Annotated in this window: 14 protein-coding genes; 5 read left to right on the forward strand and 9 right to left on the reverse strand. The window is 73.0% G+C overall.

Annotated features, from left to right (window positions below; translation table 11 throughout):
* The first annotated feature begins 281 nt into the window (after positions 1-281).
* Genes ACIRGB_RS01620 through ACIRGB_RS01635 form a run of 4 tightly spaced genes read left to right on the forward strand, consistent with a single transcriptional unit; the run spans position 282 to position 4,189 of the window.
* Entirely contained in the window at positions 282-572 is a 291-nt protein-coding gene (locus ACIRGB_RS01620) for a hypothetical protein (protein WP_403857499.1), read from the forward strand.
* A 28-nt stretch (positions 573-600) separates the two neighbouring features.
* Positions 601-1,437 (forward strand): hypothetical protein, encoded by an 837-nt coding sequence (locus ACIRGB_RS01625; protein WP_403857502.1) that lies wholly within the window; start codon positions 601-603, stop codon positions 1,435-1,437.
* Between the two features lie 26 nt (positions 1,438-1,463).
* Positions 1,464-3,413: a fumarate reductase/succinate dehydrogenase flavoprotein subunit gene (locus ACIRGB_RS01630; RefSeq protein WP_403857505.1), complete on the forward strand. Its 1,950-nt coding sequence runs from the start codon at positions 1,464-1,466 to the stop codon at positions 3,411-3,413.
* Complete coding sequence (locus ACIRGB_RS01635; RefSeq protein WP_403857508.1) at positions 3,410-4,189, forward strand: succinate dehydrogenase/fumarate reductase iron-sulfur subunit; 780 nt, start codon at positions 3,410-3,412, stop codon at positions 4,187-4,189. The genes ACIRGB_RS01630 and ACIRGB_RS01635 overlap by 4 nt, the downstream gene beginning before the upstream one ends.
* A 182-nt stretch (positions 4,190-4,371) precedes the next feature.
* Here ACIRGB_RS01635 and ACIRGB_RS01640 read toward each other — a convergent pair whose 3' ends face one another.
* The 9 genes from ACIRGB_RS01640 to ACIRGB_RS01680 all read right to left on the reverse strand — a co-directional run bounded on the left by ACIRGB_RS01640 (position 4,372) and on the right by ACIRGB_RS01680 (position 13,692).
* Positions 4,372-5,508 carry a glycoside hydrolase family 18 protein gene (locus tag ACIRGB_RS01640; RefSeq protein WP_403857511.1) on the reverse strand — a complete coding sequence of 379 codons (1,137 nt, stop codon included), beginning with the start codon at positions 5,506-5,508 and terminating at the stop codon, positions 4,372-4,374.
* 188 nt (positions 5,509-5,696) lie between these two features.
* A complete protein-coding gene (locus tag ACIRGB_RS01645) occupies positions 5,697-8,300 on the reverse strand; it encodes a SpoIIE family protein phosphatase (RefSeq protein ID WP_403857514.1) in 2,604 nt (867 codons plus the stop codon).
* 300 nt (positions 8,301-8,600) lie between these two features.
* On the reverse strand, positions 8,601-9,047 hold the full coding sequence (locus tag ACIRGB_RS01650) for an ATP-binding protein (protein WP_403857517.1): 447 nt from the start codon (positions 9,045-9,047) through the stop codon (positions 8,601-8,603).
* Between the two features lie 42 nt (positions 9,048-9,089).
* Entirely contained in the window at positions 9,090-9,503 is a 414-nt protein-coding gene (locus ACIRGB_RS01655; RefSeq protein ID WP_403857520.1) for a (deoxy)nucleoside triphosphate pyrophosphohydrolase, read from the reverse strand.
* 17 nt (positions 9,504-9,520) lie between these two features.
* On the reverse strand, positions 9,521-9,712 hold the full coding sequence (locus tag ACIRGB_RS01660) for an SPOR domain-containing protein (RefSeq protein ID WP_403857523.1): 192 nt from the start codon (positions 9,710-9,712) through the stop codon (positions 9,521-9,523).
* A gap of 422 nt (positions 9,713-10,134) precedes the next feature.
* Positions 10,135-10,887 carry a GntR family transcriptional regulator gene (locus tag ACIRGB_RS01665; protein ID WP_403857526.1) on the reverse strand — a complete coding sequence of 251 codons (753 nt, stop codon included), beginning with the start codon at positions 10,885-10,887 and terminating at the stop codon, positions 10,135-10,137.
* A gap of 147 nt (positions 10,888-11,034) precedes the next feature.
* Positions 11,035-12,168, reverse strand: coding sequence for a DUF4190 domain-containing protein (locus ACIRGB_RS01670; protein ID WP_403857529.1), 1,134 nt, complete (start codon positions 12,166-12,168; stop codon positions 11,035-11,037).
* Between the two features lie 249 nt (positions 12,169-12,417).
* On the reverse strand, positions 12,418-12,804 hold the full coding sequence (locus ACIRGB_RS01675; protein WP_403857532.1) for a YrdB family protein: 387 nt from the start codon (positions 12,802-12,804) through the stop codon (positions 12,418-12,420).
* Positions 12,805-12,861: 57 nt separating this feature from the next.
* Positions 12,862-13,692, reverse strand: a complete 831-nt coding sequence (locus ACIRGB_RS01680; RefSeq protein ID WP_403857535.1) for an oxidoreductase — start codon at positions 13,690-13,692, stop codon at positions 12,862-12,864.
* A 106-nt stretch (positions 13,693-13,798) separates the two neighbouring features.
* On the opposite strand from ACIRGB_RS01680, the gene ACIRGB_RS01685 reads away from it, so the two are divergent.
* Positions 13,799-14,722, forward strand: a complete 924-nt coding sequence (locus tag ACIRGB_RS01685; protein WP_403857537.1) for a LysR family transcriptional regulator — start codon at positions 13,799-13,801, stop codon at positions 14,720-14,722.
* Positions 14,723-14,724 lie beyond the last annotated feature (2 nt).

Below are 14,724 nucleotides of genomic sequence, written 5' to 3' on the forward strand. Positions count from 1 at the left end.
CGTTTGCGAGATTTGCGGTATTCAGGTTGATCATTTGTATCCGGACGGGGATGCGGCCACTGAAGGGGAAACGGTTCGGCGACGCTGGGAGACACGACGACAACGGTGCGTAAGCCCACTCGTCCGGCTCAACGCCACCCGCGGCGCACCGGCGCACTCCGGCCAATCACTGCACATCCCTTCCCAGCGACTGGTGTGACGCGCGACACTCTCAGGCGCACGAGCGTCGTTCCCGAGCCCGGCCGCCTCCCGCGGTGTCCCGACGGAAGTGAGGACACATCTTGTCCGTGCACGACGATCTGTCATCGGTGCAGCGCAGCCTCGACGAGCTGTCCCGGACGGTGGCCCGGCTGGAACAGCAGCTGGGCAGCGGTGGCCTGGAGGTCCGCCGGGTCCGCACCGACGCCGACCACCTGCGCGAGAGCCTCGCGCTGCTGCGGGCGGCGGTGGTCGCGCCGGACGCCCCCAGACGCCCGGACCTCGTCTCGATCCCGGACACGCCCTACGACGGCTCGCTGTGGACGGACTCGGACGACGAGGGCCTCGGCGCCCGCGACCGCCGCGCTCCCTGAAACCGACCCGACCGACCGGAGTCGCCCAGTGGCAACTGGCACCGAACCTCCAGCCACCGATGACCGTCCCCCGGCGGGCGGCGTCCACGCCCCGACGCGCGCCGCCATCCGCGCCCGGCACCTGCGCACCGACCGCTGGTGGCTGGCACCGGCCGCCACCGCCGCGGGCCTGCTGGCCTTCATCGCCTACTCGACCTGGCGGGCCTTCGCGAACGCCGACTACTACGCGGCCCCGTACGTCTCGCCCTTCTACTCCCCCTGCCTGGCGGAGAACTGCGAGCCGATGCGCTCGGGACCCAACTGGGAGCTCTTCGGCACCTGGTGGGGCGTCTCCCCCGCGATCATCATCCTGATCTTCCCGCTCGGCTTCCGCCTGACCTGCTACTACTACCGCAAGGCCTACTACCGGGGCTTCTGGGCGTCCCCGCCGGCCTGCGCGGTGGCCGAGCCGCACCGGAAGTACACCGGCGAGACCCGCTTCCCGCTGATCCTCCAGAACGTCCACCGGTACTTCTTCTACGCGGCGCTGCTGGTCGCGGGCATCCTCACCTACGACACCGTGCTCGCCTTCCGCGACGAGCACTACGCGTGGGGCCACATGGGGCTCGGCACCCTGGTGTTCCTCGCCAACATCGCGCTGATCTGGGCGTACACCCTCTCCTGCCACTCCTGCCGGCACATCGTCGGCGGCAAGCTCCGGCACTTCTCGCGGCATCCCGTGCGCTACCGGATGTGGCAGCTGGTCGGCCGGCTCAACGCCCGGCACATGCAGCTCGCCTTGGCGTCGCTGGTGAGCGTGGCGCTCGCCGACTTCTACGTCTACCTGGTCGCGTCCGGTGTCTTCGACGATCCGCGCTTGTTCTGACGACTTCCGATGAGTGAGGCCCTTTGATGTCCGTGGTCGACCGGCAGGAATGGGACGTCGTCGTGGTGGGCGCGGGCGGCGCCGGGCTGCGCGCCGCGATCGAGGCCCGCGAGCGGGGCGCCCGTACGGCCGTGGTCTGCAAGTCGCTGTTCGGCAAGGCGCACACCGTGATGGCCGAGGGCGGCATCGCCGCCTCCATGGGCAACGTCAACTCCGGCGACAACTGGCAGGTCCACTTCCGCGACACCATGCGCGGCGGCAAGTTCCTCAACCAGTGGCGGATGGCCGAGCTGCACGCCCAGGAGGCCCCGCAGCGGGTGTGGGAACTGGAGACCTGGGGCGCGCTGTTCGACCGTACGAAGGACGGCCGGATCTCGCAGCGCAACTTCGGCGGCCACGAGTACCCGCGCCTCGCCCACGTCGGCGACCGTACCGGCCTGGAGCTGATCCGCACCCTCCAGCAGAAGATCGTCTCGCTCCAGCAGGAGGACTTCCGCGAGACCGGGGACCACGAGTCCCGGCTGAAGGTCTTCCAGGAGTGCACGGTCACCCGCGTGCTCAAGGAGGGCCGCGAGGTCTCCGGCGTCTTCGGCTACGAGCGCGAGAGCGGCCGCTTCTTCGTACTGGAGGCGCCTTCGGTGGTGATCGCCACCGGCGGCATCGGCAAGTCGTTCAAGGTGACGTCGAACTCGTGGGAGTACACGGGCGACGGCCACGCCCTGGCGCTGCTGGCCGGGGCGCCGCTGCTGAACATGGAGTTCGTGCAGTTCCACCCGACGGGCATGGTCTGGCCGCCCTCGGTGAAGGGCATCCTGGTCACCGAGTCGGTGCGCGGCGACGGCGGGGTGCTGCGCAACTCCGAGGGCAAGCGGTTCATGTTCGACTACATCCCGGACGTCTTCAAGGAGAAGTACGCCGAGTCGGAGGCCGAGGGCGACCGCTGGTACGACGACCCGGACCACAACCGCCGCCCGCCCGAACTCCTCCCCCGCGACGAGGTCGCCCGCGCGATCAACGCCGAGGTGAAGGAGGGCCGGGGCTCACCGCACGGCGGGGTCTTCCTCGACGTGTCCACCCGGATGTCCGCCGACGTGATCCGGCGCCGGCTGCCGTCGATGTACCACCAGTTCAAGGAGCTGGCGGACGTCGACATCACGGCGGAGGCCATGGAGGTCGGGCCCACCTGCCACTACGTCATGGGCGGCGTCGCCGTCGACTCCGACACCGCCGCCGCCCGCGGGGTGCCGGGGCTGTTCGCCGCCGGAGAGGTGGCCGGCGGTATGCACGGCTCCAACCGGCTGGGCGGCAACTCGCTCTCCGACCTGCTGGTGTTCGGGCGCCGGGCGGGGCGGTACGCGGCCGAGTACGCGGCGGACCGGTCGGACGGCGGTGCGCGCACCCGGGTCGACGACGCGCAGGTCGCCGACGCCGCCGCGGAGGCGCTGCGGCCGTTCTCCGCCGAGACGCAGGAGCCGGACGCGGGGCCGCCGGAGAACCCGTACACCCTCCACCAGGAACTCCAGCAGACCATGAACGACCTGGTGGGGATCATCCGCCGCGAGGCGGAGATGAAGCAGGCCCTGGAGAAGCTGGCGGAGCTGCGGGTGCGCGCCCGCCGGGCCGGGGTGGAGGGGCACCGGCAGTTCAACCCGGGCTGGCACCTCGCCCTGGACCTGCGCAACATGCTGCTGGTCAGCGAGTGCGTGGCGCGGGCGGCGCTGGAGCGCACCGAGTCGCGCGGCGGGCACACCCGTGAGGACCATCCGTCGATGGACCGGCGCTGGCGCCCGGCCAACCTGCTGTGCTCGCTGGCCGACCCGGCGGGCGACCTCGCGGCGGCGGACCCGGAGCGCGGCCGGATCGCCCTGGAGCGGCAGACCACCGAGCCGATCCGGCCCGACCTGCTCGCCCTCTTCGACAAGGAGGAGCTGGTGAAGTACCTCGCCGACGACGAGCTGGAGGGCCGGTCCGAATGAGCGGCTACGAGGCCCGGTTCAAGGTGTGGCGCGGTGACGCGGAGGGCGGCGGCCTGGCGGACTTCACGGTCGAGGTGAACGAGGGCGAGGTGGTGCTCGACATCATCCACCGCCTCCAGGCCACCCAGGCCCCCGACCTCGCGGTGCGCTGGAACTGCAAGGCGGGCAAGTGCGGTTCGTGCTCGGCCGAGATCAACGGCCGGCCCCGGCTGCTGTGCATGACCCGCATGTCCGTGTTCACCCGGGAGGAGACGGTCACCGTCACGCCGCTGCGCGCCTTCCCGGTGATCCGGGACCTGGTGACGGACGTCGGCTTCAACTACACCAAGGCCCGCGAGGTCCCGGCCTTCGTCCCGCCCGCCGGTCTCGGGCCGGGCGAGTACCGGATGATGCAGGAGGACGTGGACCGCTCGCAGGAGTTCCGCAAGTGCATCGAGTGCTTCCTGTGCCAGGACACCTGTCATGTCGTGCGGGACCATGAGGAGAACAAACCCGCGTTCGCGGGCCCGCGCTTCCTCATGCGCGTCGCCGAACTGGACATGCACCCGCTGGACGCCGCCGGTGACACCGGCCTGGACCGGTCACGCGCCGCCCAGGACGACCACGGCCTGGGCTACTGCAACATCACCAAGTGCTGCACGGAGGTGTGCCCCGAGGGCATCAGGATCACGGACAACGCGCTGATCCCCCTGAAGGAACGGGCCGTGGACCGCAAGTACGACCCGCTGGTGTGGCTGGGGTCGAAGATCGGACGCCGGTCCCGGGACCGGTCCTAGGGGGTGTCGTTTGGATCAGGCCGGCTCCGGGCGACGGCGCCTTGTTCCCGACCCGAGCGGGGTCTGGTGCGTGCAGCTGCAAGGCGGAGGAGGGCGACAGGGCGGAGCCCTGGCAACCGACGACAACGCCGCAGATGTGCGTGCCAGACCCCGCGACCCCGGCAAGATCCAAACGACACCCCCTAGCGCTGTACCCAGCCCTCCCGGTACGACCTCCAGTCCTCCTGCGTCGCCGCGAAGTCGATGTAGGCGGCGACGCCGAACCGCTCCCGGTCGGCGTCCGTGCGGGACAGGCCGAGGCGGACGCCGCGGACGGCGGCGGCGACGGTCTCCGCGTGGTTCCAGTGGCCGAAGCGGTTCTCGTGGTAGAAGGGCAGGCCCATCAGCAGGTGGGTCGTCGGCGGGGTGGCCTCCAGGGCCAGTGAGGTCTGCTGCGCGACGTAACCGCCGTACAGGCTCTCCAACGGCTGCATGGTGTCGTACGACATGACGGCGATCTGGTCGACGCGGCGGGCGACCTGGCCGAAGAACTTCTGGGACCACCACTTGGGGTGTCCGGCGACCGTGCCCCAGAAGGAGTGGAAGCCCGGCAGCGGGTCGATCTGGTGGGCGGCGACGGAGAGCCGCGCGTCGCGGGCGCGGGTGACGGCGCGCACGTCGTCCAGGAGGGAGAGGAAGTTCCGGTCGCCCGAGTGCAGCGGCTCCAGGTCCAGGTGGACTCCGTCGTAGCCCGCGTCCAGGACCTGGCGGGCCGAGGCGACGACGGCGGCCCGGGTGGCGGCCTTCTCCAGGCGCATGCCGTCGGGGCTCTCGGTGGCGAGGACGTCGCCGAGGAAGGCCTGGACACGGACGCCGGGCAGCTCGCGGTGCACGGCGTCCACCAGCCACCGGGCCCTCGGGTACCGCGATTCGGGCAGCGTGCCGTCGTGTTCCATCGGGCCGGTGTGCACGTACAGGTCGCGGATGCCGGTGGTTTCCAGGTCCCGGGCCAGCGCGGTGAGGTCCGCGTCCTTCTTCCGGCCGTCGACCCAGGCGTGGCCGAGCCAGATGGCGTCGCGGTCGCGGGTGTGGGTGCCGTCCGCGGGGTCGCCCAGGTAGTTGAGGCGCAGGGCGGTCTCGGCGGTGAGGAGGGGGAGGAGCAGGACGAGGAGGACGGCGAGGGTGATGCGGCGGGTGCGGCGGAGCCGCTTTCTCTTCGGCCCCGGCGGGGGCCGGGTGCCGTCGGCGGCTGCCGGTTCGGTCGCTTTCGGCTCCGTGTCCTCCATCGGTGTCCCCTCCCTGTGGCGCGGCACCGGTCGCGGTGACCGGTCGCCGCGCATACGCTGCGAGCGTGGTGCCAGCGGGGACGACTCGAACCGGTGTTCCGGTTGCGGTCAGGGGTGCGTGACGATGCTCTCCGCCGATCTGGTGCCGCCCCTGGTCACGGCCGGGGCGGCCCTGCTGCTGGCCGGGTACGGGCATGTGCGCCGCGTCCGGCGGGCCCGGACGCGTACGACTCCGGGGCGGGTCAGAACAGGCTCAGCAGGGCCTCCGCCGGGTCGGTGAGCTGGGTGTCGGCGCCCGGCAGGGGCAGTTCGAACCACACCGTCTTGCCGCGCGGCGTACGGCGTGAGCCCCAGGCCGCGCTGAGCAGGCCGACCAGTTGCAGGCCGCGGCCGCCCTCATCGGTGTCGCGGGCCCGGCGCCGGCGCGGCTGGACCAGGCCGGAGTCCCAGACCTCGCAAACGAGGGTGCGGTCGAGCAGGAGGCGGAGCCTGATCTCGCCCTCGCCGTAGCGGAGCGCGTTGGTGACGAGTTCGCTGACGAGCAGTTCGGTGGTGTCGACCAGCGGCTCCATGTCCCAGGCGAGCAGCTGGGCGCGGGCGTACTCGCGGGCCCGGCCGACGCTGCGCGGCTCCCGCGGCAGGGTCCAGTCGCCGACCGAGTCGCCGGGCAGGCCCTGGACGCGGGCCATCAGCAGGGCGATGTCGTCCTCGCCGTGGTGGCTGTCGAGGGTGTTGAGGACCTGGTCGCAGACGTCCTCCAGGGGCTGGGTGGGGTCGGTGAGGGCGCCCACGAAGGCCTGGAGGCCCTCGTCGAGGGGGTGGTCGCGGCTCTCGACCAGTCCGTCGGTGTAGAGGGCGAGCAGGGCGCCCTCGGGCAGTTCGACCTCCACCTCCTCGAAGGGCTCCCCGCCGACGCCGAGCGGCAGGCCCGGCGGCACGTCCAGCATCAGCGCGGGCTCGCCGGGCTCGACCAGGACCGGCGGCAGGTGGCCCGCGTTGGCGAAGGTGCAGCGCCGGGTCACCGAGTCGTAGACGGCGTACACGCAGGTCGCCAGGTAGACCTCGGACAGGTCGGCCTCGCGGGGGCGGCGGGCGGCCCGGGTGGCCTGCTGGACGCCTCCCGGCGCGCCGAGGCCGCGGGCGATCTCGTCCAGCTGGGAGAGCACCTCGGCCGGTTCGATGTCGAGCTGGGCCAGGGTGCGTACGGCGGTGCGCAGTTCGCCCATGGCGACGGCGGCGCGCAGACCGCGGCCCATGACGTCGCCGACGACCAGCGCGGTGCGGTGCCCGGGGAGTTCGATGACGTCGAACCAGTCGCCGCCGACCTCGCTGGCCCGGCCGGTGGCCGCGTTGCCGGGCAGGTAGCGGCAGGCGATGTCGAGACCGGACGCCTCCGGGTCGCCGGGCGGGAGCAGCGAGCGTTGCAGTATCAGCGCGCGTTCGTGTTCGCGCCGGTAGAGGCGGGCGTTGTCGATGCAGACGGCGGCGCGGGCGGCCAGTTCCACGGCGAGGTCGCGGTCGCGGTCGCCGAACGGCTCGCTGCCCTTGGTGCGGGCGAACTGGACGAGTCCGACGACCGTGTCGTGGGCGACCATCGGCACGGCGAGGGTGGACTGCACCAGGCCGCCGTCCTCGGCGGGGACGGTGCGCGGCCGGGCGGTGCGCAGGGCGTCCGCGCAGGGCGAGTTGAACGGGTAGTGGTGGACGGCGCCGAGCTTGACCCGCTCGCCGGTGCCGAGGAAGGGCGCGTCCGAGACGGCGCTGGAGAAGGCGACGCGGCGCAGTTCGGCGCTGCCGTCGGCGAGTCCCGGCGGGCTCTGGTCGCCGACCAGCAGACCCTGGTAGAGGTCGACGGTGGCCAGGTCGCAGAAGCCGGGGACGACGACGTCGAGGAGTTCGCGGGCGGTGGTCTCCAGGTCGAGGGAGTTGCCGATGCGGGCGCCGGCCTCGTTGAGGAGGGCGAGGTTGCGCCGGGCGGCGGCGGCCTCGCGGGCGGCCTGGCGGCGGGCGGTGATGTCGGTGCCGAGCCAGGCGACGCCGATGGGCCGGCCGGAACCGCTGTGCACGCGGTAGAGGTTGACGGACCAGTGGCGGCGTTCCTCCGTGCCCGGCACGAAGCCCGTGACGTGCATGTCCGTGATGGAGTCGCCGGTCTCCAGCACCCGGCGCAGGGTCGCGGAGACCCGGTCGGCCTCGGCGCGCGGCAGGTAGTCGTGGACGCCCTTGCCCCGGTGGTCGTCGGGGGTGCCGCCGAAGGTGGCGGCGAACCGCTGGTTGGCGCGGCGCACCCGCAGGTCGGGGTCGATCAGCAGGAACCCGAAGGGAGACTGGCCGAATATGGCCTGCGACGCGGCGAGGTCGGTCTCGATGCTGCGCAGGACGCGGACGTCGACGACGATGCAGACGGCGGCCTTCTCCCCGTCCTCCGTGCGCGTCGGCATGACGTACACCTCGGCGAGCCCGCGTCGGCCGCCCGGGTGCCCGCCGGTCCCCTCGGCCTCGTCCGGTGCCCGGAAGGGAACCACGCCGGTCCACTCCCGCCCGTCGAGGATCTCGGTCATCTTGCGCTGGCCGCGTTCGCGCAGGTCGGGATCGATGAACGCCTCGATGGGATCGGTGCCCACGGCGTCCTCGGCCCGGATGCCGAGCAGTTGCTCCGCGCGCAGGCTCCACTGGTCGACGAGTCCGTCGGGGCCGATGGAGAAGGAGGCGACCTTGATGTAGTCGTAGATGGAGCCGGGCGGGCTGCTCTGCCACACCGCGTCACCGAGTGGCGCGTCTGCCGACGGGCCCTCGGACTCCGTGGACTCCGTGGGCTCCTTGGCCCTCGCTGGTATCTCGCTCACGCGAACCGTCCCCTCCAGCTCACCGCGTCCGGCACCGGTCACCGGAGGCGGCTGCCCGCAGTATCCAGCACTACGGCGCCGCACGACACGGTGTTCACGATCACAGCACGGTCCCGATGGTTTTCGGTCCGGACCGTGACAACACTTCCAGTCTTCTAACCAGCGGACACGGCATCGAATCACGCGGTTCCACAACTGTCTCCGGCCCGAACCGGTTGACGGCCAGGACCAGCGGCGTTGTGGGGACATTCCGGACGCTCGACCGGCGTGGCGGCGACGGTGCGTCACGAGCCCGTCGCGCTAGCCGGGCAGGGCGAGTTCGAACCACACGGTCTTGCCCGCCTCGCCGGGGCGGGTGCCCCAGCGCCGCGCGGCGGACGCGACCAGTTGCAGACCCCGGCCGTCCTCGTCGTCGGGACGGGCGGCACGCTCGCGCGGCGGGTCAGGCAGCGGATCGGAGACCTCCACCAGCAGGACCCCGGCGGCTCCGGCGGGGTCGCGCACCACGCGGACGCCGATGGGGCCGGTGGCGTGCCGCAGGGCGTTGGTGACCAGCTCGCTGACCAGCAGGGCGGCGATGTCCCCGACGCTGTCGAGCCGCCATGCGTCCAGGGTGCGGCGGACCAGGGAGCGGGCGGTGCGCACGGCGTCCGGCGCCGCGGGAAAGACCCACTCGGCACAGTCGCCCTCGCCGTCACGCACGCCGATCACTTCCCCGGCCGACGACCCATATCTGCCCGTTTTCATGGGGTTAATGGGCACATACCCTTTATCCGGGCTCAGTACCGTTCACCGGGGTCCCGCCTGGAGTCCCAGGTGGGCGAGCGCCTGCTCGACGGCCGGTACGTCCTGGTCGAGCCAGGGCACCTCCCAGACCCGGGCCGGGGTCAGCCAGCGCAGTTCGTCGTGGTCCTCGAGGGGTTCGGGGGCCGCGGAGCCGGGGCGCAGGCGGGCGGTCCACACCTGGAGGACGAAGGGCGCCCTCAGGGGCCACTGCCCCGGGACGCGCTCACCGGGCTCGGCCGCCACCCCGAGTTCCTCGCGCAGTTCGCGCACGAGCGCCGCCTCGGGCGTCTCGCCCGCCTCGACCTTGCCGCCGGGCAGCTCCCACCGCCCGGCCAGTTCGGCGGGTGCGCTGCGGCGCGCGGCGAGCAGGCGCCCGCCGTCGACCAGGGCGGCGCCCACCACGATCCGTTCCGTCATGCGCCGGAGCCTACGGCTCAGTCCGCCGCGCCCGGTCCCGAGGTGCCGAGCTTCTCGACCGAGTAGAGCTGCTTGTGTCCGCGACCGTCGAGGGTGTCCGCGATCTGCTGGGCCTCCGCCCGGGTCGCGTACCTGCCCACGCGGTAGCGATTGCCGTTGTCGTCCTGCCGGAAGACCAGCCAGGGAAGAGTGACCGTGCTGTCGTTCATCGCGCCCCTCCACCTCCCGTTCGCGCCGCCCGCGGCTCCCGCCGCGCCCCGGCCGCCAAGGAAACCGCAATCCGCATATGCCCGAGCCTACGCCCAACCTTCACGGAGCGAATACGAGTTTGCACAAAGAGGTACGCAACCAGCCAGAACGCAGGGGGCGCACGTTGCGGAACGCGCCGTCTTGGCACACCGATGCCTCCGGTCACGGGCTTGCCGGGGCGGGGCGAGGCGACCTGGGGGAACGACCGGATTGCGGCGCAGGCACGCAGGGCGGCGCGGTCCCGGACGGATGCGCGGGCGGGGCAGCGGAGCACGGGAGGCGCACGACGGGCGTGCGCCATCTCACACCGCAGCGCACCGCCGCACGCCGCGAGAGGGCGCGCAGCGGGTGAATTCCCCCGATCGGGGCCTTACTTGACGGGCTACTTGACCGGCAGGTGGTACGCCACCCGGTACCGGTCGGCCGGGACGACCACGTCGGCCGTCTCCACCGCGCGCCCGGAGGCGTAGAAGGTGCGCTGGACGACCAGCACCACGTGCCCCGGTACGCCGCCCAGGGCGAGCAACTCCTCGGCGAGGCCGGGGCGGGCGCCGACCTCCTCGGTGACGTTGTCGACGACGACGTCGATGGCGGCCATCCGCTCGACGACGCCCATGCCGCCGAGCGGCCCCTCCTCGGGCAGCATCACGGGGGTGCGGCCGGTCAGGTCCAGCGGCTCCCAGGAGGTGGAGAGCATGACGGCCTCACCGGCCTCCCGGAAGACGTACCGCGTGCACATCACCCGGTCACCGGGCTTGATCCCCAGCCGCTCGGCGACGGCACCGCTCGCCTCGGCCTGTTCGCTGCGCGACTCCCAGGTGCCGTGCGCGTGGGCGTCGGCCTGCTCCTGGCGGAAGGGCGTGGCCCCGCCGGCCGGCCGGTACCCGGAGCGGGCGACCCGTCGCGGGACGGGCCGCTCGCGCACATAGGTGCCGGACCCGGAGCGCCCCTCGACGAGACCCTCGGCCATCAGCACCTTGCGGGCCTCCAGCGCGACGGTGTCCGAGACGCCGTACTCCTCGCGGATCCGCGCCTGGGACGGGAGGCGGGTATGGGGCGGCAGCAGGCCGTCGGCGATCTTCTTGCGGAGATCACCCGCGACACGCAGATACGCCGGCTGCTCACCGAATGTCACTGGCCGCTCCCATCAGGTTGTACAGACAGCAACAGCGTGGCAACCGTGGGTTCGTCCAGGCAAGCAAAGGCCAAAGAATCACTCGATGTGATGACTTGTGCGGCCCGAGGGCTTTACGCAGGCACTTTCTCCCCACCTGGGCCGCTCTCACACCTCCACGCCGGGGTCGTCTCCCCCGCTCTCGCCACCGCCCTCGTGGTCCGGCGGTGTGGTGGCCAGGCCGAGGGCCTCGCGGGCGGTGACCGTGCTGTCGGCCACGACGAGGTCGTAGCCCTTGCCGTAGTGCTCGAAGTAGGCGTCGACGTCGGCGGCCTTCGCCGCCCGGCCCCACTCCAGCTGCGCCTCCCGCAGGTCCTCGGTCAACTCGGCGACCGGGCGCTCGGCGCCGGCGGGCCAGTCGTGGCCGTCCAGCATCGCGATCTCGCCCCTGAGCGCCTCCGAGACCTGCCCGGCCCAGACCCGGTAGCCCGCGAAGTCGCCCTCGACGGCCTCCGCCTCGGGCACCTCGTCCATGGCCCGGTTCAGGTAGCCCTCCGCGAGCAGGTAGGTGTGCTGGTCCGGGTCGAGCCGCGCGCCGTCGTTGCGCAGCGAGCCGGTCAGCCCGTCCCGTTCCTCGGTGTTCCCGAACAGGCAGGTGATCTCGCGGTCACCGGTCCGCCAGCTCCCGGAGGTCGGGGTCAGGTAGTACACGTCGACGTCGGTCGGCAGCGCCCACCGGTCCATCGCGTAGCCGTCCTGGAGGGCGTAGCACCGGTCGTCGGCGGCGCGCGTGATCTCCGCGTCGCCCGGGTAGGACCCGTCGGGCAGGTCGAAGGCGGCGAACACCTCGCCGTCGTGCTCCTGCGCGCAGGGCACCCGGTCGACGTCGTACGTCACCCCCTGGAGGGAGCCGCCCGGGGTGGTGAAGCACTGGCCCGTCTCGAGGGAGTAGGGGGTGCCCTCGCCGCGCGCGGCGTCCCGCAAGCCGTCCCGGAAGTCGCCGGCGGCGCCCGTGGAGAGGATCAGCACCCACAGGGCCAGCCCCACGGCGGACAGCACGCACCCGGCCACCGCGAACCCCTTGCCGCGCTCGCCCCGCTTCCGGATCCGGGCCAGCGCGACCAGCCCGAGGACGAGTCCGACCGCCGGCACGAAGCACAGCACCCCGAGCACGAACGCGGCGACGGCGAGCCCGTTGACGGGAGCCTGCCGGGGGTACGGCGTCAGGGGATGGCCCCACTGGGGAGCGTACGGGCCCTGGGGGTAGTGCCCTGGGGGTCCGGGCGGGGGCGGCATGGACACGGGTACCGGGCTCCTGTTCGCGAGGGATGCGGCGACGGGTGCGGCCTCGCGCATCGTAAGCACGGTTCGCGCGGGCCGTGGCGCGCGGGCCGCGGGCGGGCCGGACGCGAGCGGCGGGCGGGCCGGACGCGAGCGGCGGGCGGGCCGGACGCGAGCGGCGGACGGGCCGGACGCGAGCGGCGGACGGGCCGGACGCGAGCGGCGGACGGGCCGGACGCGAGCGGCGGCGACGGCGCCACGCGTCGGGCGTCACTGCCTCCACAGCCGTCTGAGCGCCGCGTTGACCAGGCAGACCCCGGCGAAGACGGCCGCCGGGACCGGTCTGCCGGAGGCGGCCAGGGCGGCGGCACCGGCGCCGAACCACAGCACTTCCAGGACGACCCGTCCGCCCCCGCGCGCCGGGTACCGGGCGCGGGGCGCCCCGAACAGCGCCCACGCCGTCATCATCACGACCGGCGCGCCCACTCCCAGGGCCACCTCGGCCGGCCACGCGTCCCCGACGGCCGTCCCCCAGAGCACGACCGCGGCGTACACGGCGAGTTCGAGCAGGAACATCAGCAGCAGGTTGAGGGCCTTCAGGGACGCGAGCACGGCGGACTCCGGGTTCGGCGCGGACACGGGCGGGTGCGGGGACACGCTGCCGGCATTATCGCCATGAACCGAACAACACCGGGACGTCCCCCGCGCCGGGGCTCAGTCGTCGAAGGCCGTGGCCCGGGTCTGCTTCTCCCACGCCTCGACGTCCTCGCGGACCTGGTCGAGGTGGCCGAGGACCGCGCTGACGCCGTCGTCGCCCAGCGGCAGGCGCAGCGGGGTGTGCTCGGCCGCGAGGGCAGCCCGGATGACCGCCGCGGCCTTGGCCGGGTCGCCGGGCTGGTTGCCGTCGCCCGCGGCGATCAGCCCGCGGGTCTCGCCGACCTTCGCGTACACGCCGCTGTCCGCGCTGATCCCGGCGTTCCCGGCCTCGAACAGGCCGGTGCGGAAGGAGCCCGGCTCGACGATCAGCACCCTGATGCCGAAGTCCCGGACCTCGTCCGCGAGCCCCTCGGACATGCCCTCCAGCGCGAACTTCGTGCCGCTGTACGCCGAGAAGCCCGCGAAGGACATCTGCCCGCCCATGCTGCTCATCTGCACGATCGCGCCCGAGCGCCGCTCCCGCATGGACGGCAGCACCGCCCGGGTCAGCGCGGCCGGCCCGAAGACGTGCACGTCGAACAGCGCGCGCAGCTCCTCCTCGCCGGTCTCCTCCAGGGCGCCGACGTGCGTGCGGCCCGCGTTGTTGACGAGTACGTCGATCCGCCCGTGCCGGGCCAGCACGTCCCGTACGGCGTCCCCGGCGGCGGCCGTGTCGGCGACGTCCAGGCGCAGTGCCTCCATCTGGTCCGGGTGCGCGGCCACGAGGTCGTCGAGCGCCTCGGGGCGCCGTGCCGCGCCGACCACGACGTCGCCGTCGGCCAGGGCCGCCTGGGCGATCGCCCGCCCGAAGCCGCTGCTCGCCCCGGTGATCAGCCAAACCTTGTTCATTCCGACTCCCTCGTGTCCCTCGTCCGGGCATCCGTTGCTCCGGCACCAACCACCCTCGCCCACGGGCGGGTTGCTCGTCCAAGACCCACGGTGATAGCCAACGGTTATGACGACGGACGTACATGTGCGGGAGCTGCGCTACTTCGCGACGGTGGCCGAGGAGCTGCACTTCACCCGGGCGGCCGAGCGCCTGTACGTGTCGCAGCCCGCGCTGAGCAAGCAGATCCGGGCGCTGGAGCGGCAGTTGGGCGCCGAGCTGTTCCGCCGCGAACATCAGGGCGTGACCCTCACGGAGGCGGGCACGGCGCTGCTGCCGTACGCCCGGCGGGTGCTGGCCGACTGGGCCGAGGGCGCGGCGGCGGTGGAGGCGACCCGTGCCGCGCGGCGCGGCACGCTGCTCGTCGGCATGAGCACCAGCCCCGGCCGCGGCGGGCTGCTGCCGGCGATCCGCTCGCGTTTCACGGCGGCCCACCCCGAGGCGGTCCTGCGGCTGCGGCAGACCGGTTGGCAGGACCCGACCGCGGGCCTGGCCGACGGCACGGCCGACGTCGCGTACGTGTGGCTGCCGCTGCCCGACGCCGACCGCTACGCCTGGACGGTGGTCGCCGAGGAGCCCCGCCTCGTCGCCCTGCCCGACACCCATCCCCTCGCCTCCCGCCGGGAACTGGACTTCGCCGACCTGGCCGACGAGCCGTTCCTCGCCCTGCCCCCGGAGGCGGGCGTGCTGCGCGACTTCTGGCTGGCGCTGGACGAACGGCGGGCCCTCGGCGGACCCGCCGCCCGCCCACCGCGCGTCGGCGCCGAGATCTCCGGCACGGAGGAGACGTACGAGGCGCTGGTCGCGGGTCTCGGCATCTGCCTCGTGGCCACGGGCAACGCCCCGCTGATCACCCTGGGCGGCGTCACCACCCGCCCGGTCCGCGGCCTGTCCCCCAGCCGCTACGTCCTGGCCTGGCGCCGCGAGGACGAGGCGCGGACGCTGGTGCGCGGGTACGTGGCGGCGTGCCGCCGGGTGACGGACCGCGCCTGAGG

The sequence above is a fragment of the Streptomyces sp. NPDC102490 genome, assembly GCF_044765285.1.
Taxonomy (GTDB): Bacteria; Actinomycetota; Actinomycetes; order Streptomycetales; family Streptomycetaceae; genus Streptomyces.

Coding starts and splice junctions, on each gene's coding strand:
- ACIRGB_RS01660 (WP_403857523.1), bottom strand. CDS start 9,712: ATGAACGACAGCACGGTCACTCTTCCCTGGCTGGTCTTCCGGCAGGAC.
- ACIRGB_RS01680 (WP_403857535.1), bottom strand. CDS start 13,692: ATGAACAAGGTTTGGCTGATCACCGGGGCGAGCAGCGGCTTCGGGCGG.
- ACIRGB_RS01685 (WP_403857537.1), top strand. CDS start 13,799: ATGACGACGGACGTACATGTGCGGGAGCTGCGCTACTTCGCGACGGTG.
- ACIRGB_RS01635 (WP_403857508.1), top strand. CDS start 3,410: ATGAGCGGCTACGAGGCCCGGTTCAAGGTGTGGCGCGGTGACGCGGAG.
- ACIRGB_RS01655 (WP_403857520.1), bottom strand. CDS start 9,503: ATGACGGAACGGATCGTGGTGGGCGCCGCCCTGGTCGACGGCGGGCGC.
- ACIRGB_RS01650 (WP_403857517.1), bottom strand. CDS start 9,047: ATGAAAACGGGCAGATATGGGTCGTCGGCCGGGGAAGTGATCGGCGTG.
- ACIRGB_RS01630 (WP_403857505.1), top strand. CDS start 1,464: ATGTCCGTGGTCGACCGGCAGGAATGGGACGTCGTCGTGGTGGGCGCG.
- ACIRGB_RS01640 (WP_403857511.1), bottom strand. CDS start 5,508: ATGCGCGGCGACCGGTCACCGCGACCGGTGCCGCGCCACAGGGAGGGG.